Below are 19,095 nucleotides of genomic sequence, written 5' to 3' on the forward strand. Positions count from 1 at the left end.
TATTTAATTGATAATGATTTTGAATTTAAAAATTTATATTTGTGGGAATTTAAAACAAAACCATGAAGAAATTACTACTTATAGGCCTGTTCGGTCTTGTATCACTCAATGCCCATGCTCAGGATCAGGATGAAACCGGAACATACAACGGTGAAAAATACGGCTACATCATTGACAAATCCGGAAAGAAAATTGAAGGTGTTGTACATCTGCACGGCAGCTATTCAAGTCCCTGGCAAAATCAGTTAAAAGTAAAATTTGCTGCCATTGCTGATATTGACAAAGCAAAGAATAAGATAAAATTCAAAACCTACGACACAGACGATATCAAAGAATACATGTTGTATGAAGGTGACACTCCGAGGGTTTTCAAGTCGGTAAAATATTCAAACATGAGAGAGGCTCTGAACAGCTCTGAAAGTTCAACAGGATTATCAGCCGGCTTTAAGGCAATCAACAACCTGTCAAGAACGGAACAGTTTGCGGAAGTAGTAGCAGAAGGTAAAATTACAGTGTATAAGCTTTATGGCTATCCTACGGCTCTTTCTGCAAACAGTACTCAGGCCATCACGCAGCGGGAAACAGACCGGTTAAGAGAGAATCCTAATTATATCTTTTCAAAGAAAGGAGGAAAAGCTGAAGAATTAACACCCGCAAAAGCCAAAATTATCCTGGCAGACTGCCCTTATGTAAAAGCAAAAATAACAAAGGGAGAATATGGTTCCCTGAAAAACGAAGAGAAGAAAAGAAGCGGTCTTGGAAAATTCATCCGGGATGAGATCAGCAATTCAACGGTGGATAAACTTTCAATTATCAATGAAGTGATCTATGATTACAATGAGAACTGTAAATAGAATATACAAAAAGAGGTTTCCGGTTGGAAACCTCTTTTTATTTTTAAAACTTATAGACAAAAGCATTGATATTCATCCCTGCTCCTACTGAAGCAAATAATACGATATCATTTTTTTTGATTTTATGATGTTCCAGTTCGTCCTGTAAAATCATCGTCAGCAAAGAAGGAATCGTAGCCACACTGCTGTTACCCAATTTATGAATAACCATAGGCATGATATTTTCCGGAACGGGTTTTCCATACAGCTGATAAAACCTGTTAACGATGGCTTCGTCCATTTTTTCGTTCGCCTGATGAATAATAATTTTATTGAGCTGGTCAATAGAATATCCACTGTTATCCAGACATTTTTTCATGGCATCCGGAACATTCACGAGAGCAAATTCATATATTTTCCTGCCATCCATCTTAATATACCGGGTATCCGGGCATCTTTCGTTGTTGTAAGATTTTCCAAAATACAGATAGTCTTTCTCTTCAAGCGTATACGAAGCTGATAAATGCGCTTTGATCCCGGAATCATCATCCTGGTTCACTTCCACAACCGCTGCTCCGGCACCGTCGGCATAGATCATACTGTCCCTGTCGTGGATATCTACCACACGGGAAAGGGTTTCTGCTCCAATAACCAGACATCGCTTCGCTATACCGGATTTGATAAACGCGTGAGCCTGTATGACTCCTTCAATCCATCCCGGACATCCGAAAAGCACATCATAGGCCACACAGAAATTATTTCTGATTCCCAATACATGTTTCACCCTTGCTGCAAGGCTGGGCACCGTATCAGACTGAACCGTTCCGAAGCGAACATCCCCAAAATTATGGGCAAATATAATATAGTCCAATGTTTCAGGATCGATCCCTGCATTTTCTATGGCTGCACGCGCCGCAATGACGCCCAGATCTGAAGTGACCTGTGTACTGTCCGCATACCTCCTTTCTTCAATACCCGTAATCCTTTTAAGCTTATCCGTAATGGAAGCGTTATTCTCCTTTAATAAAATCCCTTCTTCATTAAGAAAAATATGTTTATCAAAAAATAAATTGGTTATGGTTTCCGATGGGATATAATTTCCTACCCCGATTATTTTTGTCATCATTATAGTATCTGTTTCCTGTTTTTTAATTAAACGTCAGGAATAATTCATTAAATATAATGAATGAACGTAAATACTTCACAATATAGTATAGAATAAGAATGCATTGCATTATAAAAAATTTAAGAAATAGCTGAAAAGTAATAAAAAAAAGAGGTCTCCCATCGGAAACCTCTTTATTATTTTCAACAACTGAAAATTATACTTTCATAATTTCAGCTTCTTTTGTCTTAAGATGCTCATCGCAAAGCTTAACGTATTTATCAGTATAAGCCTGGATTTCTTCTTCCACGCCTTTTACGACATCTTCAGAAACTCCTTCCAGTTTTTTAAGTTCTTTCAAACCGTCCTGTCTTGCATTTCTTACCGTTACTTTAGTGTTCTCAGTTTCCACTTTAGCCTGTTTTGCAAGCTCCTTTCTTCTTTCCTCTGTTAAAGGCGGAACATTAAGGATAATGTTTTCCCCGTTGTTAGAAGGTGCAAAACCTAAGTTGGAATTGATGATTGCTTTTTCAATCGCATTGATTGCCGTTCTGTCCCAAGGTTGAATAGAGATTGTCATTGCATCCGGAACAGAAACATTCGCAACCTGGTTGATAGGAGTCATTGCTCCGTAGTATTCTACCATTACATCCTGAACCATTGCCGTAGAAGCACGTCCTGCTCTAATTCTTTGAAATGCGTGATCCAGGTGCTTTACCGCTGCATCCATGTCCTGTTTTACAGATTCTAATATAAGATCTAATTCTTCCATTATTATAGTATAGTTTGATAAATTACACATCTATTAATCCATCTGAATATCAATCAATTAAAACTAAAAACACTGTAAACATCAGTGTTTTCTTACTATTTTAAATTATTTTTTGCTATTCAGTGCTGCAAAAATAATGATTATTTCCATATTCTGGTAAGACTGCATTCTGTATTTTGTGAAAACGTTGATATTTTTTGAATATGGCACTGTGCAAAATTGTTTTACTACCAGTCTTTTCCAGAAAAGTGAAAAAAACATATTGTACCACAATGTGAAATTGTGTTAGAAAAAATTAACTTACAAATTATAATCTCAGTATCAGAGGCTTTTTAAATCTTTAAAAGAGCTAATTAGAGGGCTGTTATGTTTAAATTATTCCTACTACATTATCGATACTTTGAACAAATCTCTCAACAGTTTCAATTCCTAAATTTACAGTAGTTCTATCAATAATTACTTCGGAGCCATCTTTTCTCCTTCCATTTCTATGGACTAGATCATGTCTATTACTTACCATTCGTGACACTTCTGAAATATCTGGAATTTCATAACTAAAGGCGATTTTGTACAGAGCTTTGACTAATGGCATGTTATGATATTGTATACCTAATAATCTTTCCTTTACTATTTTTTCAATACGCTCATATTTTTCGTATATTTCAGAAAGCGTAAACGTTTGATCCTTCAGTACTTTATCTTTTTTAACAAATGATTTCAATGTATTCTTATTATTTATAACCGCTTGTATTAAAGTTGCTGAAAGATAATCTTCCAAGCATGTAATAGTTCCTGTATATACTTGTTTTAAAAGTGTCTTTTCTACATCTAAATCTTTAATATTAATGTTTAAAAGCTGTTTAAGTTTGGAAATCTCTGTTCTAAAAACCTTCATTTTTTCTGTATCATATAAATAAGTTTCAATTTGGTCATCAATAAACTCTTCTTCAGCTGATATCTCGGTGACAAAAACTTCTGCACTACTATCCAATTCCATTATCTCTACATACCCACCACCAAAACCAACTGTTATTAAAATGTTAAATTCTTTGTCACAATTATCACATGCTATGTCGAACTCTGCAATACTTTCCGATTCATCAGAATTATCAGCTGTGTTATTAGGCACTGGAATAGAAAAGCCATCTGTTTGTATATTGTGTGAACATTTAGGACAATCAAAATCAAGTTCAACATAATTCGTGCCCGAAGAATGAAAATAAGTTGTATTCATTACACTAGTTTTCCGCAAATATAACAAAAGCCCTCTCAAAGAGAAGGCTATTAAACTTAAATCTTATTGAAGAATATCGTCTGTTTCGTTATAAGCGACCTCAAATTGTACCCTCCAGCTTTCTTCGCTAATTGTTGATATTGCTGTGACTTTAAACCAAACAATTTAGCCATTTCCTCATAGGGAAAACTTTCTCTTCCCTCCACTTCGATCACTTTGATTATGTGACCATAAATAATCTGCTCCATATTCGAGATGTTTTTTGTTCTGGCAATAGCACCATTATCTCTAATATAATGAAATTAAATTTAATATAAAAATATTTATACTGAATTTTTACAATTTCTTTTACGTAAACTGACATTTCTTTAATTTATTCCTCTTATACTTTATCCACGTTCTGACCTCTACTTTCTCCATTATTTCTCGGATTAATATTTGTTTTCGAATAATAGTTATTCCAACATGGATTTTACATACCTGTCTCCTCTTTGAAAAAAGAAACTTGTTTTTACCTAAAAATCCAACTGCAAGCAAAAGCTTCGGGTACAAATACCTACCAAACATTTTGGTTATTTCTACTTAGTGTGATATCATATTTAATAACGTCCTTTACTCTATTCTTTTAAACGAAACGTCGGCAGGTATTTCAAACGGAAAACTTGCCGTAACAAACGGAAAGTCCTGGATAAGACATTTTGCAGAAATGAACAATTATAAACTAATTTAAACCCATCACATCATGACAAATCCATCTTTAGATGCCTATCAACAAGTTTTCGGTATGGCAGGTCTTGCCAACCGTGCCGGAGGCTACAACGGTTTTGGTATCCAACTGCAGCAACAGCTTCAGTATGATTTATCCTATTATTTTAACAATGTTCCTCCGGTTAAAATAATGGATCAGAAAACACCTTCCATAGCTAATCCTTCAGCAGTAGCGGAATTAGGAAACTGGGATCTGGTCTGGGGCCCTGCTCTGATCGAAGAAAAAAATGAAAAAGGAGTTCCTACCGGAGTTGCAGATAATGCATTGTATGTTGTTAAATCTGATGCTGTCGCATTTCCGGGAGGTCCTACATTGCCTACCTACGTTGTGGCTATTGCTGCCACTAATCCTTCGTCACTTTACGATTGGGAAACAGAAGATTTCTCAGTGGCAGAAGTAGTAAACTGGACCACTTATAATCCTTCCAACTTTGCTCCATCAGCCTTTAACGGCATTGACCCTTATATTTCAAAAGGAACGGCTACCGGAGTCGGTATACTTCTGGGACTTATAAGTCCGGGTGATGCAGCCGCACCCAATACCACGCTTCAACAGTTTCTTGCCAGCTTAAGTCCGGATCCGGATACAGCCATCATATTCTGTGGACATAGCCTTGCCGGAGCATTATCTCCTACCCTTGCTCTTTATCTGAAAGAAAATAAAGATCTGGATGCTTTCGGGGTAACGCTTGTATATCCTACTGCCGGGCCAACGCCAGGTGAGGCAGCATTCGCCAATCTGTTCAATAGTAAATTCCCACCATTACCTCCGGGATGGCAGCAACAGACAGGTACTTATCAAAGCTGGAATACCATGCACTGGAACGATCTGGACGTTGTTCCTCATGCATGGCCGGTATCGGAACTGGGGAAAATTGCAACGATTTATGGCCAGGCTCCTACCTATATGACGGCAGCCTTATTAAACGCTTTACAAAAGATGGCAATTGCTGATTCTTCAAATTCAGGAGCCAGTTATACAAGAATACAGAACCAATCGCTGCCAGGCCGGCTCCAACACTCAAGTGCCTCCTCGGTGAGCATTAAGACACCTCCTGAGTCTTTGCAGGACTATATGCTGCAGCTATCCGTACAGCATGTGGGAATGTATAATGGCATTCCTGCGGAAGGATCCAATCCACAGGTAGAAGGACTTATTTTATCACAGCCATTACCAAAACCAGAGGTGAAGCTGGTACCGGGAGTAACTGCTGTCACGGAATTGGAGATGATTCTTAAAATAATAAATCAGATCATCGGATGGATTTCTTCCCGTTATGTTTTGGTTGAAAAGGAAAATGCCACACAGAATGTTGAAGCAGACAAATAAATACTTAAAACAATCATTAATAAAAAACACCTGTCACAATTACTGTAACAGGTGTTTTTATATTTTAAACGGTTAAACTGATTATAAATCAACTAAAGTCCCTACATTTTCTCCGTCTACGATTTTTTCTAAATTTCCATCTTTGTTCATATCGAATACAATGATTGGCAATTTATTTTCGTGGCTCAGAGTAAACGCAGTCATATCCATTACTTTAAGGTTTTTTTCAAATACTTCATCAAAAGATAATGAATTGTATTTTACAGCATCTGCATTCTTTTCAGGATCGCTGTCGTAGATTCCGTCTACCCTTGTTCCTTTTAAGATCACATCAGCTCCGATTTCGATGGCTCTTAAGGTAGCCGCTGTATCCGTGGTAAAATAAGGGTTTCCTGTACCTGCTCCGAAGATCACTACTCTTCCTTTTTCAAGGTGTCTTACCGCTCTTCTTTTGATGAAAGGTTCAGCTACTTTATCCATTTCTATAGCAGACTGAAGTCTTGTTTTAATTCCTGCATCTTCCAATGCTCCCTGCAAAGCCATTCCGTTGATTACCGTAGCCAGCATTCCCATATAATCTCCCTGCACTCTGTCCATTCCTTTGGCAGCTCCTGCAACACCACGGAAAATGTTTCCTCCTCCGATTACGATCGCTACTTCACAGCCTTTTTCAACTACCTTTTTGATCTCAGCTGCATATTCCTGCAGTCTTTCGTTGTCAATACCGTATTGTCTGTTTCCCATTAAGGCCTCACCGCTCAGTTTCAGAAGGATTCTTTTATATTTCATCTTTTATTTTTAATAACTTTTTATTAGTACCGGTTTCCCCGGAATTTGATTTTGCAAATATAATCATTAAAGATATTGATGAAAGAAAAATATTTAAATAGAAATAATGTCAGAAATATTTTGAAAAGTACGAAAAAGGATTATTTTTGCATTAATTATAAATTGAGTTGAAGAAAATTATCATTTTTTCATTATTTCTATCAGGAATTGTTTCTTATGCGCAAACGGGAACAAATGTTTATCCGTTCTTAAATGTACCTGTATCTGCAAGACAGGCTGCTTTGGGCGGCGATGCAATTTCGGTAAGAGATTATGATGTTTCCTTTGCTATTGCAAACCCTGCCCTGTTAAATAAAGATTCTGACAAACAGCTTTCTGTAAACGCAACGGCTTACCTTGCCGACTCGAAATACGGAACGATTGCTTATGCCAAAGACTTTGAGAATGGCCATATGGCTACCATCAATGCAAGATATATGAGCTATGGAAGTATTCCGAGGACGGATGAAAGCGGTTTCGAAAACGGAGAATTCAAAGCTTCAGATGTAGCGATTGGTGCAGGCTATGCCTACCAGTTTGAAGAAGACTGGACGATTGGTGGAGGACTGAATTTTATTACCTCAAAAATTGATAACTATACTTCTTCCGCGATCTCAGGAACAGCGGGAATTACCTATCATAATAAAAAGAGCAAGGAAGTCGTTTCATTGGTCATGAGAAACTTTGGGTTTCAGCTGAAGTCTTTTAATGGAACAAGAGAAAATCTTCCTTTCAGAATTGATCTTGGATATACCAAAATCATCAAGAACTTCCCTCTTGCCATTACTATTACCGCACATGACCTTCAGAAGTTTGATATTTCTTCAGAAGAAAACCTGGACGGGCAAAAAGTAGGTGCCGGAAGAAAGATCGCAGACCACTTTTCTTTGGGAGCCGAATTGTTTCCGGAAAAGAATTTCAATATCAGGCTGGGATATAATGTAAAAAGAGGAAATGAGCTGGCGGTTGCGGATCAAAGAAATTTCTCAGGACTTTCTGCAGGATTTGGAGTTAAAGTTTCCAGATTCCGTATTGATTATGCCCACGTGAGATATCACAACTCTTCGAACGTCAATCAGATAGGAATTTCCATGGACCTTTCCAGCCACAGAGGAGAATAATTTCCTGGCCGGAAATTTCTTAATTATTCTGAAAATTTCTTACTTCCTCTTGATTTTCTAAAAAAAATCTTGAAATTTGCAGTATGAAAAAACCTGTAATTGCTATCGATGGGTACTCGTCTACCGGAAAAAGTTCTATCTCTAAAATCATTGCTGATCAACTGGGACTTATTCATATGGATACAGGAGCGCTTTACAGAGGAGTTACCTGGTATGCTTTACAGCATTGTCTGAATGAAAACGGCGAGATTGATCTGAATACGCTGTTCTCTTCTTTTGACCAGATTAAACTTGAATTTAAAAACAACGACGGCACACTTATTCTTTTCCTGAATGACACAGATATCTCTACGGAAATCCGTACCAATATCGTATCTGATAATGTAAGCCTTGTTGCCAAGCAGAAAGAGGTGAGAGATTTCCTCCTGCAGTCACAGCGCACTTTGGCAGAAAAAGGTGGCGTTATTATGGACGGACGTGACATCGGGACAGTAGTTCTGCCAAATGCAGACTATAAATTCTTTCTTACCGCCAGTATTGATGAAAGAACCAACAGAAGGTTTCTGGAACTGAAAGGACTGGGAATTGAGGCGGACAAGGAACAGGTAAAGCAAAACCTTGTAGAACGCGATAAAATCGATAGTGAGCGTGAAATAGCCCCTTTGAAGCAGGCTGACGACGCTATTGTCATTGATAATTCGGCACTCACCAAAGAGGAAACCATACAGCTTATTTTATCTCACATCCAAAAGATTTAACAATTTTTAATAGGCTTTAGGCCTCCTTTGGTATACAAATTGTAAGTTTTATTACTGTAAAAACTAATCTATTATTAATTATTAAAAAACTTAAAATGTCTAGAAAAGGAAATAATACAGCAGGTATATTGGCAGGACTTCTTGCAGGTGCTGCGGCAGGTGTAATCTTAGGAATGTTATACGCACCGGAAGAAGGTAAAGAAACCAGAAAAAAAATCAAAACGAAGGCAAATGATCTTAAAGATCAGGCAAAAAACAAATACGGTGAGGTTTCTGAAAAAGTGAAAGACCAGTACAGTAATATTTCTTCTACTTTCAAAGAAACGGCAAACAGCGTAGCACATACTGTGAAAGACGGATATGACAAATACAAAGATCAGATTGTTTCTAAAACTGCAGATTTGGCAAAAGATGTAGAAGCAGAACTGAATGATCTGAAAAAATAAGTAATTTATCTTTTTAAGTAAATTACAGAAAGGAACTTTTGTGCGAAAGTTCCTTTTTTTGTAACTTTAAAAAAAAACAATGATAGAAACTATTAAAGAATACGCCTCCAAGAGAATCGATCTTCTGAAAATTGAAGCGACTGAAAAGTCGTCACTTTCTGCCGGGCTCATTACTTACTTTGTAGTACTGCTTGTTGCTTTTGCTTTTTTTATTATCCTTTTCAACTTTGGAATCGCTTTCCTTATCGGAAAAGCACTGGATAATTATTCCTATGGATTCTTAATTGTTGCTGCATTTTATGCACTGGTAATGGCGTTTGTTGTTGCCTTCAAAACAAAAATTGTGAATACTGTTGCAGATCAGGTTATTAAATTTTTAAATCATTAAACTATGGGCAGAAAATACGAGAGCATAGAAGAATTAAGAAGAAAGAAAAAACTGCTTCAGGGTGAAATTAGTGATCTTGAAAATCTTCTGACCTTCAAAAATACAAAAGAAAGCCTGAGTGCATTTACCAATGGTTTAACTGATCAGTATCTTCAGGAAAAGATTGATGAAGACGGTGATGAAAAAGTGGTCCTAAGGAAAGATGTCATTGCCAAACAGCTTACTTCAGAGGTGAAAGACCTTTTAATCAGCAAAAATACAGCTGTAGGAATTGCCAGCTCTGCTTTCAAAGGAGGAAATCTTACAGACGGGCTTGTAAAACTAGGGGTTACTGCTATCGTAGGGAACTATGCCAAAAAGAATATGAAAAGCTCCAACTGGAAGAATAAACTGATTGGTGCTGCATTGATTTACCTTGCTCCTATTGCGCTGAAATATGTCAGAAAAAAAATAGAAGTATACCAGAAAAACAAAAGTGTTTCAAGTATGGAACAATTGATATAGGTTTTAAATATCAGAAACCAGAAGTTAGAGAATATTGATAAGTAGTTTATCCACCATTCCAACCTCTGGTTTCTGATTTTCTATTTTGAAAATAATTGTCCTAAAATAATCCCGGCAGCCATTGATACATTCAGGCTTTCTGTAGACTGGGATTTTCCAAATCTAGGAATACTGATACTTTTTTGTACAAGTTTTTCCGTCTCCGGTCTCATTCCGTTTCCTTCATTTCCTAAAATAAGGTTTAGCTTTTCGGGTTTCTGAAAAGTATAAATATTCTCCCCTTCCATATCCGTTCCGATATTTACATTCTCTGTTTTGGAAAGATATTCCACCAGATCAGTATACACAACATTCACCCGGGTAAAAGATCCCATGGTTGCCTGAATCACTTTCGGATTGTAAACATCTACAGTGTCTTCACTACAGATGATCTGTTCAATACCAAACCAGTCTGCAAGACGTATAATGGTTCCCAGGTTTCCGGGATCCTGTATTCCATCCAAAACCAATTGTATATTCTTATCTTCCCATTTTTCTTCCTCAGCAAGATAACATACCGCCACGGAATCTTTTGGAGTTTTAAGAAAACTTATTTTTTTTAATTCATTTTCAGAGATATGGGTAACAGGAATGTCAGTACAGTCCAATTTTTGTGGATCGGTTGACAATATTTCTTTAACTTTAAAGTTAGAATTAGAAAGTTCACAAATGATTTTATTACCTTCAACCAAAAACAAATTGTATTTTTGTCTGAACTTCTTTTTATCTAAAGATTGTAAAACTTTTATTGTATGAGCTGTAAGCATTATAAGAATTCTCCTCAAAAATATTATAAAATTATCTCATTTGCAACATTTGTTGGTCTCCTTTATGCTTGTAGTACGACAAAAAAAGTTCCTGACGGCGAATACCTGCTTACCAAGAACAGTTTAGAGTTCGAGGATAAGAAAGTATTTTTCGATGAGGAACTTAAAGATTATATTCAGCAGAAGCCCAACAAAAAGCAGTTTCTTTTCATGCCATTAAGTCTCCTCCTGTACAATATGGCGGATCCGAAATACGACACCATACTTAATGAATATATGACCTATCCCGGTGAGATGAGAAATCAGAAGCTGAGAGATTCTTTATTTATTAAATATAATATGAAAAGCAGTGTCGGGAAAAGCCTTCTTTTTGACCGTCTATTGCACAACTGGGGAACACCGCCGGTTATTCTTGATCAGACAAGAAGTGAAAAAAGTGCTGAATCTATCAAGAAAAGACTTACCTACAGGGGATATTGGGATGCTGATGTCAATTTTAAACATACGCTGGATTCCGCTTCCAAAAAAGCATCGGTTAATTATTCCATCAAACATAACGAACCTACGCGTATCAAGGATTATTTCTATAATATTCCGGATCAGGGGATCAAAGGGTATTACAACTATAATCTGAACAGAAGTCTTGTAAGATCAGGACAGATCCTTGACCAGACCGTTCTGGAAAGAGAGGTTACCAGAATTACTGATCTGATGAGAGAATTTGGTTTCTACAGGTTCAATGCTTCCAATGATGAAGTCTTTTTTGTTGCAGATTCACTTAAAAGCAGAAAACAAGTTCCTTTAACCCTGGAAATTCATAAAGATTCTCTGGATACTCCCTATAAAATAGCCACTTTTGGAAATATTGATGTGGCCATTGTGGATGAACCCGGTGACTATCCTAAAAATACCAAAAAAGACAGCTTAAGGAGAATAAGATTCCATACGATGAATGATAAATATAAACTTTCATCGGTATGGAGAGCTATTATTCCGGACAATAAAAAGGTTTTTGACCAGACAAAACTGGACGTTACCAAGAGAAATCTTTTATCGATGAATAACTTCAGCATCGTTAAAGCCAGAGACTCTCTGAGACAAGGTGGAATGACTTCTCCTAACGACAGTATTGTTGATGTTTTGTATGTATTGAAACCACTACCAAAGTACGAACTTAAAGTGGGAACGGATATCAATTATTCTCAGGTTTTAAATCTGGGGATCTCTCCTTCTGTTGACCTTACCACGCGAAATGTTTTCAGAGGAGCAGAAAACCTTTCTACCAGCCTTTCAGGGACATTTGGTTCTATCAGAAGTACAAAAGATATCAGTAAAAGAGTTGCTGCCTACGAAATATCAGCTCAGGCATCCCTGAACTTCCCACGACTGCTGCTTCCTTTCAATTATTATAAGTTTATTCCAAAACGATACACGCCTACATCATCTATTTTGCTGGGGGCATCCATACAGAACAACATAGGTTTGGGAAGGTTGATTTTCAATACCGGACTGAATTATCAGGCAAGTGTTAATGATCAGGTGTATCACAAGCTTACTTTATTCAATACTCAGGTCAGTCTGACAAAAAATAAAGATGCCTACTATGACTACTTTGTGAATGACGGAAGGGTAAAAGATGAAGTATTCGGAAATTATTTTATGTTTAGCCCGGAAACCGCGCAGACCGGACAAGATTACAAAGATGGAAAACTGAATGTAGATGAAGTTTCCAAAATGATTATTGAGAACGATGCTTACCGTGGAAGTCTTAATCAGCAGGGAAGAGATCTTTTAACAGCCTTTACCGGAACATTGGTCAACAAAGACAGACAGACCCAGGATGTCCTTATCTCTTCTATGATCTATAATTTTGTTTATAGTGAAATTGGAAAAAAGGAATATCCAAATGCCTTTTATTTTAACGGAAAAGTGGAGCTTGCGGGAAATATATTAAGTATATTCAATAAAAAAGATAACGGCGGAGGTATTGTTACCGGCCCGCAAGGAACTATTTTCGGGCTGCCCTATGCACAGTTTGTAAAATTTGATATTGATACAAGAAAATATTTCAAGTTTAACGGAAACCAGACATTGGTACTGCGCCAGTTTATCGGAGTTGGAATACCTTATGGAAACTCTAAGGATATGCCCATCATCAAGTCTTATTTCAATGGAGGTTCCAACGATATCAGAGCATGGGTAGCCTTTGGAGGATTAGGTCCTGCCGATTCTCAGGTAGACGAAAGAGTTCGTACTTATATGACGGATAACCTGAAGCTTACCACCAATATTGAATACCGAATTCCTTTCAATAAAACTTATGAAGGCGCACTATTTACCGATATCGGAAATACATGGAGTCTTCGTAATTATAATGACGGATACGGAGATGAATTTAAGTTCGGTAAGTTCTGGAAACAGGTAGGTATCGGAAGTGGATTCGGATTAAGATTAAATATTGCCTATGTAACGGCGAGAATTGACCTTGCGTATAAGATCTATGACCCGAATAAACCTGAAGGCGACCGATGGAGATTCAAATTCATCCAGCCTTTCAAACCTACAGTTAATATCGCGTTCGGATATCCTTTCTAATCCGGAGAAACGCCTAAAATAAAATACACTACAGCAATCACACGGGCGAGGATTTCCCTCGTCTGGTTTCTGTAGAAACTCTCTGGTTTTGTGACATCCTGCGCATCAAACCCCAGGGCATTCATATCATTATTTCTTGCAAAAAACAATGCTCTCAGGTTGTGATATCCCTGAGATACAATAATGACATTCTTCTTCTTATAAACATCCTTACAACGCAGAATGCTTTTATAGGTATTGAACCCTTTCGGATCTTCTACAATAATATCTTCCGGCACACCTTCCTGGTTAACCAGATAATTTCTCATAGCTCCTGGCTCGTTATAACCTTTGCTTTTTTCCCCGCTTACTATAATTTTCTTGATTTTCCCATGATGGTAAAGAAGGGCAGTCGCATCCATTCTTTTGGTGAAATAAGGGTTTGATTTTCCTGATCTCATTTTTGGAGATGTCCCCAGAACCAGTGCAATTTCCCTTGGCGGAATTTTTGAGATTTTGGTATAAGTTCTTCCATTGGTAAGCCCGAAAACCCACACATTACAGAAGCATATCATCAGAATTCCCAATTCCAGTGATATAAATCCAAGGTTAAATATGTTCCTAATAATTCTCAAATAAGATCAAAGTTAAGCTTTATTTTTTTACTTTTCACAATAGACATACAAGCTAAAATATGTCCCTGCTCCTCCTCTTTTTCGGTAAGATACTCATTCTCCAGCAGTTCTACTTCCCCTTCCTCCAGAGAACATTCACAGCTTCCACAGATTCCTGACTTGCAGGAATAAGGAACAGGAAATTTCTGCATCAAAAGCTGCTGTAGGACTTTATCCTTATTGTCAGGCAGATAAGTGGTATATTTCTTTCCAAGCATGGTAAATTCGACCTCTATATTTTCAATAAGAGGAAATTCTTTTTCCACAGGATAAATATCGTCATTAAATTCTTCAAAAAGTTCAAAATGGATATTCTTTTTCGGAATTCCGTGATGATAGCAGGCATTAGCTAAAGTTTTGATCATTTCACCTTTTCCACAGATCAGCACTTCGTCTACAGCATCCCAGATTGTAGATTCCTCGTCTGTATCATCCAAATGAAGGATCTGATTGATGATAAGATTCAGCTTTTTTTCATCAAGTCTTCCATAAAAAAACTGATCTGCCGTTTTCTCCTGAGAAAAAAAGTAAAATATCTGAAGTCTGTCACCACATGTTCTGGCAAGATTATCCAGCTGTTCGCGATAGACTAAATCTTCTGAACTTTTATTTCCAAAAAATAAGAACAGCCGTGTTCTGGGTTCGTTGTGGAGAATATTTTTAAAATGACTCAAAATGGGCGTAATCCCAATACCAGCAGCAAAAGCAACAATAGTTCTGAATTCGCTGGGCTTGGATACAATGGTAAATCTTCCGGCAGGTTCACTTACCCAAAGTTCATCACCAGCATTATAATTTTGAAATAACTGCGAAGTAGCTCCTTCAGAGGAATTCACCTTTATCCCCAGACATATTTTTCCTTCATAAGGAGCCGAAGTCATTGAATAATCATTAATAACCTCTTCCCCATGTGATTGAAATCGTATACTGACGAACTGCCCGGCTTCAAACCTGAAATTTTCTCTTAAATTCTCAGGAATATCAAACTCCAGAGAAAAAGTATTTTTGGTCAGCTCTTCCTTTTTCGCTATTTTTAACGGATGAAACTGTATCAGTTTCCCTTTATAGATTTGTTGTTCCATAACTTCAATTCAAAAATAGATAAAAAATAATTTATGAAGAAGATAATTTTTTCCACGTTACTTCTTACTGCTCTCTACAGCTGTAAAAAAGAAGGTCAGAAAACTGAAGACACAGCTGGCACAGACCCTGTTTCTGTATCTCAAACTACAGAATCTGAAGGAAGTACAGCTATCCCCCAAGAACTTTCTCCTGAAAACATAAGCCAGCATTTGGCAAAAAATAATGATACGTTATATGTAACCAACTTTTTTGCAACCTGGTGTGGCCCATGTATCAGAGAAATTCCAAGCTTTAAAAGTAAAATGGAGGAATTGAAAGGAAAACCTGTAAAATTCACTTTCGTCAACCTTGATGATAAGGCAGATTGGGCTGGTGCTGTTAAGAATTTTGCTGCAGAAAATAAATTGGGAAGCAGTATTATCCTACTGGATGGACAAAAATTAGATCAAAACTTCTTCCACAATAACTTCAAACAATGGGACGGAGGTTCTATTCCTTTTACTTTCATGAGAAAAGGTGATAAAACCGACGAATATCTGGGAATGATGACGGAAGATGTATTGAATTCTAAAATCGATTCTTTCCTAAAATAAATAGACTGAACTCTTTCTGAATCATGTCAAAAAGATTTAAAATCCTGTGTTTATTATTCGTGATTGCCATTATTGCAAGCGCAATTATTAATCTGAACACAGGATTTTTAAGTTTAAGCTTCCAGGATTTCTTTCAGGATTCCGCTCAGAATCAAATTGCTGAAATCCGTATCAACCGTGTTCTGGTAATGATGCTGGCTGGAATTTCCATTCCTACTTCTGGTTTTCTGATGCAGGAATATTTTCAAAACCCGCTAGCTGGGCCTGATATATTGGGGATAACATCAGTCGCCAGTTTATCAGTCGCTTTTTATATTTTCTTTTCCCATACTATTTCCCTTCCTGAATTTTTACAGAATAGTTTTCTCAGTTTATCAGCTATTGGAGGAAGCTTATTGTTGATGTTAGTACTCCTCTCTATGTCCAATAGATTTCAGGACAAATCGTATCTTATTATCTTTGGATTCCTTGTCTCTGCTTTTGCCGGAGCTATTGTTTCTCTGCTTCAGTTTTATGCAGAAAATCAGAGTCTTAAAAACTATATTTTATGGTCTTTCGGAGCGAATAATATGGTAACGAGGAATCAGATCTATGTACTTTCCGTCCTGGTTTTAACCGGAATGTTGATCTGCTTCAGAGCGATAAAACCGCTCATTGGAAATTCTCTGGGCAATTCCTATGCACAAAGTTTAGGTGTAAATTTGAAACAGTTGAAACTTTTAATAATCGTGGCGTCTTCTCTCTTATCTGCTTCTGTTACTGCATTTTTAGGACCTATTCTGTTTATTGGAATCATTGTGCCACACTTTTGCAGACTTGTTTATAATCCATCCAGATTATGGCAGCAATGGATTCTTAATATGTTTCTGGGAATGCTGATTATGTTATTTTTCTCTGTCATTGCCGAAAAAACACAAATTCCTTTGAATGTGATAAGTTCTGTATTCGGAATTCCTGTCATTCTGTTGATGCTGTTGAAGCAGAATAAAGTGTGATTTTTTGTTGGATAAACGCAAAGGCGCAAAAAACTTTTAAAAAATTTTATATTTTTAAGACGCAAAGATTTTATCTCCGATAAAATTGAGCACCTCATATTCTAAACAAAAAATTTCTCCAATACCTTGCTGAAAATCTTCGATTTTCTCGCGCCTTAAAATATTACATAAAAATATTAGAAACCTTTGCGTCTTCGCGTTTACCCAACAGACTTCCTAATAAACTTAATAGTATAGTTTTGAATGTTGATAAGTATATACTTACATCTATTATACTTATCTAACAATTCATATATTTAAGCTCAACTATGCTAGGAATAGATTCTCGATATGTTTCTGGGAATGCTTATCATGTTATTTTTCTCTGTCATTGCCGAAAAAAGTCAGATTCCTCTGAATGTAATAAGTTCTGTATTCGGGATTCCTGTCATTCTGTTGATGCTGTAGAAGCAGAATAAGAGGTAACTTTTTTGTTGGATAAGCGCAAAGACGCAATAAAAATGAGTTTGACATTGTTTTAAGGCGCAAAGATTTTATCTCCGATAAAATTGAACACCTCATATTCTAAACAAAAAATTTCTCCAATACCTTGCTGAAAATCTTCGATTTTCTCGCGCCTTAAAATATTACACAAAATATTAAAAGCCTTTGCGTCTTCGCGTTTACCCAACATTTCGCATCAATAGGCATACTATGTTCCAAAATCATTAGTAACAGTCTTTGTAATTATTAAGCAACTATTCATATATTTAAGTCCAACAAAACACAAATGACAGAAAATGAATTATCAAAAGTAGTTTTTGAAACAGGTTTAAAGATTCACAGAAAACTTGGAGCAGGATTATTTGAGCATGTGTACGAAGAATGCATGTTCTATGAGTTAACAAAAGCAGGATTTTTAGTAGAAAAGCAAAAGCTACTTCCAATCATTTATGAAGATTTGAAAATAGAGAACGCTTTCAAACTCGATATGATTATTGAAAACAAAGTAATTCTGGAAATAAAAACAGTTGAGTATATATCACCTACTCATAAAGCGCAGCTTTTAACTTACTTAAAAATGACAAACTGTAAATTGGGACTATTACTTAACTTCCAATCTGATGTTTTCAAAAATGGAGTAACAAGGATTGTAAACAACTTATAAAGTAAAGAGGATAAAATTTGACAAAGTCAAATTCCTTGCGTCTTAAAACATTATTTTTGTAAAAAACTTTGCGTCTTCGCGAAAACGAACAAAAACATGCATCTACAGATCAAACAGGCAAATATCGGCTACAATACAACTTTAATCTCCAATGTCAATGCAGATTTAAAGCTTGGTGATGTATGCCTGCTGATTGGTAATAACGGTGTAGGAAAAACAACATTAATCAAATCTATCCTGCATCAGCTTCCTTTACTGAGCGGGGAAATTGCTATTAATGGAAAAAATGTAAAAAATCTTTCGGTAAAAGAGATTGCGGAGAACATTGCCATTGTTTTTTCAAAGTCGGTTATTCCGCAGCATTATACCGTTGAAGATCTTATTTCTCTGGGAAAGTATATCTACTACCCTTTTTATTTTGAATTAAAAAAAGAAGACCGCGATGAAGTTGCACATATTATTGAAGAACTGCAACTTAATCAGTACCGATATACTCTTTTGAAAAACCTATCAGATGGAAATCTTCAGAAAGCGTTTATCGGACGGGCTATCACCCAAAATTCGCCTATTATCATTCTGGATGAGCCTACTACCCATCTGGATGAAAAAAATAAAATCATCATTCTTAAAACCCTGAGAAAGCTGGCTAAGGAACAGAATAAAATCATCCTGTTTTCGTCTCACGACTGGCGCCTTGCCAAAGAGTTTGCGGACAAAATATGGTATGTAAAGGAGAATCATCTGTATTCCGGAATTGTTGAGGACATTTTGCTTCAGCATAATGAACTTACGAATGCTTCCTTATTTCAAATCAATGAGACCTTTATTCCGCCAGTTATCTCTGCCCCGCAGTTTCACAAGGAAATGCTGTATTCTCTGCTTCAAAAAAACTTCCAAAAAGACCTGTCTGACCTGAATTTCGAATTTCAGAACCCATTTTGGGTAATTGCTAAGGATTCCTCCACCTATCAATGTGAATCTTTTGAAGAAATCATTATTTTAGTCTCAAACATTCATTAATACTTGATTTTCTTTGATTTATCCACATACTATGCATGCATAGTATTATGCTAATCATACAATTTAATCCATTTATTTACAGCCTATTAACAAAATTTAACGTTAATAAATATTAT

19 protein-coding genes are annotated in these 19,095 nt (G+C 36.5%); 12 read left to right on the top strand and 7 right to left on the bottom strand.

Annotated elements, in window-relative coordinates:
• The first annotated feature begins 62 nt into the window (after positions 1–62).
• Complete coding sequence (locus LIV57_RS11950; RefSeq protein WP_227942757.1) at positions 63–854, top strand: hypothetical protein; 792 nt, start codon at positions 63–65, stop codon at positions 852–854.
• A gap of 43 nt (positions 855–897) precedes the next feature.
• On the opposite strand, the gene LIV57_RS11955 is transcribed toward LIV57_RS11950, so the two are convergent.
• From LIV57_RS11955 to LIV57_RS11965, 3 genes are all read right to left on the bottom strand, one after another.
• Complete coding sequence (locus tag LIV57_RS11955) at positions 898–1,959, bottom strand: 3-oxoacyl-ACP synthase III family protein (protein WP_227942758.1); 1,062 nt, start codon at positions 1,957–1,959, stop codon at positions 898–900.
• 196 nt (positions 1,960–2,155) lie between these two features.
• Positions 2,156–2,710 carry a ribosome recycling factor gene (gene frr, locus LIV57_RS11960; protein ID WP_142722488.1) on the bottom strand — a complete coding sequence of 185 codons (555 nt, stop codon included), beginning with the start codon at positions 2,708–2,710 and terminating at the stop codon, positions 2,156–2,158.
• Between the two features lie 370 nt (positions 2,711–3,080).
• A complete protein-coding gene (locus LIV57_RS11965; protein WP_227942759.1) occupies positions 3,081–3,944 on the bottom strand; it encodes a hypothetical protein in 864 nt (287 codons plus the stop codon).
• Between the two features lie 742 nt (positions 3,945–4,686).
• Here LIV57_RS11965 and LIV57_RS11970 point away from each other — a divergent pair.
• Positions 4,687–6,042, top strand: a complete 1,356-nt coding sequence (locus LIV57_RS11970) for a lipase family protein (protein ID WP_227942760.1) — start codon at positions 4,687–4,689, stop codon at positions 6,040–6,042.
• A gap of 81 nt (positions 6,043–6,123) precedes the next feature.
• Here LIV57_RS11970 and pyrH read toward each other — a convergent pair whose 3' ends face one another.
• Positions 6,124–6,831 carry a UMP kinase gene (gene pyrH, locus LIV57_RS11975; RefSeq protein WP_076355472.1) on the bottom strand — a complete coding sequence of 236 codons (708 nt, stop codon included), beginning with the start codon at positions 6,829–6,831 and terminating at the stop codon, positions 6,124–6,126.
• A 167-nt stretch (positions 6,832–6,998) separates the two neighbouring features.
• On the opposite strand from pyrH, the gene porQ reads away from it, so the two are divergent.
• The 5 genes from porQ to LIV57_RS12000 all read left to right on the top strand — a co-directional run bounded on the left by porQ (position 6,999) and on the right by LIV57_RS12000 (position 10,087).
• A complete protein-coding gene (gene porQ, locus LIV57_RS11980) occupies positions 6,999–7,991 on the top strand; it encodes a type IX secretion system protein PorQ (protein ID WP_110008755.1) in 993 nt (330 codons plus the stop codon).
• An 83-nt stretch (positions 7,992–8,074) separates the two neighbouring features.
• Positions 8,075–8,749 carry a (d)CMP kinase gene (gene cmk, locus LIV57_RS11985; protein ID WP_227942761.1) on the top strand — a complete coding sequence of 225 codons (675 nt, stop codon included), beginning with the start codon at positions 8,075–8,077 and terminating at the stop codon, positions 8,747–8,749.
• Between the two features lie 95 nt (positions 8,750–8,844).
• On the top strand, positions 8,845–9,195 hold the full coding sequence (locus tag LIV57_RS11990; RefSeq protein ID WP_047431084.1) for a YtxH domain-containing protein: 351 nt from the start codon (positions 8,845–8,847) through the stop codon (positions 9,193–9,195).
• Positions 9,196–9,274: 79 nt separating this feature from the next.
• On the top strand, positions 9,275–9,583 hold the full coding sequence (locus LIV57_RS11995) for a phage holin family protein (protein ID WP_034694332.1): 309 nt from the start codon (positions 9,275–9,277) through the stop codon (positions 9,581–9,583).
• A 3-nt stretch (positions 9,584–9,586) separates the two neighbouring features.
• A complete protein-coding gene (locus tag LIV57_RS12000; protein ID WP_227942762.1) occupies positions 9,587–10,087 on the top strand; it encodes a phosphoribosyl-ATP pyrophosphatase in 501 nt (166 codons plus the stop codon).
• Between the two features lie 80 nt (positions 10,088–10,167).
• Here LIV57_RS12000 and LIV57_RS12005 read toward each other — a convergent pair whose 3' ends face one another.
• Positions 10,168–10,893: a TrmH family RNA methyltransferase gene (locus LIV57_RS12005; RefSeq protein ID WP_227942763.1), complete on the bottom strand. Its 726-nt coding sequence runs from the start codon at positions 10,891–10,893 to the stop codon at positions 10,168–10,170.
• Here LIV57_RS12005 and LIV57_RS12010 point away from each other — a divergent pair.
• A complete protein-coding gene (locus LIV57_RS12010; RefSeq protein ID WP_227942764.1) occupies positions 10,879–13,488 on the top strand; it encodes a BamA/TamA family outer membrane protein in 2,610 nt (869 codons plus the stop codon). The genes LIV57_RS12005 and LIV57_RS12010 overlap by 15 nt on opposite strands.
• Here LIV57_RS12010 and LIV57_RS12015 read toward each other — a convergent pair.
• Together LIV57_RS12015 and LIV57_RS12020 are read right to left on the bottom strand one after the other, a co-directional pair.
• Complete coding sequence (locus LIV57_RS12015) at positions 13,485–14,042, bottom strand: vancomycin high temperature exclusion protein (RefSeq protein WP_395974871.1); 558 nt, start codon at positions 14,040–14,042, stop codon at positions 13,485–13,487. The genes LIV57_RS12010 and LIV57_RS12015 overlap by 4 nt on opposite strands.
• Before the next feature lie 56 nt (positions 14,043–14,098).
• Positions 14,099–15,223: a ferredoxin--NADP reductase gene (locus LIV57_RS12020; RefSeq protein WP_227942765.1), complete on the bottom strand. Its 1,125-nt coding sequence runs from the start codon at positions 15,221–15,223 to the stop codon at positions 14,099–14,101.
• A 33-nt stretch (positions 15,224–15,256) separates the two neighbouring features.
• Here LIV57_RS12020 and LIV57_RS12025 point away from each other — a divergent pair, with 33 nt between their 5' ends.
• The 4 genes from LIV57_RS12025 (at position 15,257) to LIV57_RS12040 (ending at position 18,979) form a co-directional block, all read left to right on the top strand.
• On the top strand, positions 15,257–15,817 hold the full coding sequence (locus LIV57_RS12025; RefSeq protein ID WP_227942766.1) for a TlpA family protein disulfide reductase: 561 nt from the start codon (positions 15,257–15,259) through the stop codon (positions 15,815–15,817).
• A 23-nt stretch (positions 15,818–15,840) separates the two neighbouring features.
• Positions 15,841–16,812: a FecCD family ABC transporter permease gene (locus LIV57_RS12030; RefSeq protein ID WP_227942767.1), complete on the top strand. Its 972-nt coding sequence runs from the start codon at positions 15,841–15,843 to the stop codon at positions 16,810–16,812.
• Positions 16,813–17,581: 769 nt separating this feature from the next.
• Positions 17,582–17,959, top strand: a complete 378-nt coding sequence (locus LIV57_RS12035; RefSeq protein WP_227942768.1) for a GxxExxY protein — start codon at positions 17,582–17,584, stop codon at positions 17,957–17,959.
• 96 nt (positions 17,960–18,055) lie between these two features.
• Complete coding sequence (locus tag LIV57_RS12040; RefSeq protein ID WP_227942769.1) at positions 18,056–18,979, top strand: ABC transporter ATP-binding protein; 924 nt, start codon at positions 18,056–18,058, stop codon at positions 18,977–18,979.
• Positions 18,980–19,095: the final 116 nt, after the last annotated feature.

Source organism: Chryseobacterium sp. X308 (assembly GCF_020733145.1).
Lineage (GTDB): Bacteria > Bacteroidota > Bacteroidia > Flavobacteriales > Weeksellaceae > Chryseobacterium > Chryseobacterium cupriresistens.

Excerpts from the sequence above, each read along its gene's own strand:
- LIV57_RS11990 (WP_047431084.1), top strand. The coding sequence starts at position 8,845 with ATGTCTAGAAAAGGAAATAATACAGCAGGTATATTGGCAGGACTTCTT.
- LIV57_RS12015 (WP_395974871.1), bottom strand. The coding sequence starts at position 14,042 with ATGATATGCTTCTGTAATGTGTGGGTTTTCGGGCTTACCAATGGAAGA.
- LIV57_RS11950 (WP_227942757.1), top strand. The coding sequence starts at position 63 with ATGAAGAAATTACTACTTATAGGCCTGTTCGGTCTTGTATCACTCAAT.
- LIV57_RS12035 (WP_227942768.1), top strand. The coding sequence starts at position 17,582 with ATGACAGAAAATGAATTATCAAAAGTAGTTTTTGAAACAGGTTTAAAG.
- LIV57_RS12030 (WP_227942767.1), top strand. The coding sequence starts at position 15,841 with ATGTCAAAAAGATTTAAAATCCTGTGTTTATTATTCGTGATTGCCATT.
- cmk (WP_227942761.1), top strand. The coding sequence starts at position 8,075 with ATGAAAAAACCTGTAATTGCTATCGATGGGTACTCGTCTACCGGAAAA.
- LIV57_RS11965 (WP_227942759.1), bottom strand. The coding sequence starts at position 3,944 with ATGAATACAACTTATTTTCATTCTTCGGGCACGAATTATGTTGAACTT.
- pyrH (WP_076355472.1), bottom strand. The coding sequence starts at position 6,831 with ATGAAATATAAAAGAATCCTTCTGAAACTGAGCGGTGAGGCCTTAATG.
- LIV57_RS12020 (WP_227942765.1), bottom strand. The coding sequence starts at position 15,223 with ATGGAACAACAAATCTATAAAGGGAAACTGATACAGTTTCATCCGTTA.
- LIV57_RS11970 (WP_227942760.1), top strand. The coding sequence starts at position 4,687 with ATGACAAATCCATCTTTAGATGCCTATCAACAAGTTTTCGGTATGGCA.
- LIV57_RS11995 (WP_034694332.1), top strand. The coding sequence starts at position 9,275 with ATGATAGAAACTATTAAAGAATACGCCTCCAAGAGAATCGATCTTCTG.
- LIV57_RS12000 (WP_227942762.1), top strand. The coding sequence starts at position 9,587 with ATGGGCAGAAAATACGAGAGCATAGAAGAATTAAGAAGAAAGAAAAAA.
- LIV57_RS12005 (WP_227942763.1), bottom strand. The coding sequence starts at position 10,893 with ATGCTTACAGCTCATACAATAAAAGTTTTACAATCTTTAGATAAAAAG.
- LIV57_RS12025 (WP_227942766.1), top strand. The coding sequence starts at position 15,257 with ATGAAGAAGATAATTTTTTCCACGTTACTTCTTACTGCTCTCTACAGC.
- LIV57_RS12040 (WP_227942769.1), top strand. The coding sequence starts at position 18,056 with ATGCATCTACAGATCAAACAGGCAAATATCGGCTACAATACAACTTTA.
- frr (WP_142722488.1), bottom strand. The coding sequence starts at position 2,710 with ATGGAAGAATTAGATCTTATATTAGAATCTGTAAAACAGGACATGGAT.
- LIV57_RS12010 (WP_227942764.1), top strand. The coding sequence starts at position 10,879 with ATGAGCTGTAAGCATTATAAGAATTCTCCTCAAAAATATTATAAAATT.
- LIV57_RS11955 (WP_227942758.1), bottom strand. The coding sequence starts at position 1,959 with ATGATGACAAAAATAATCGGGGTAGGAAATTATATCCCATCGGAAACC.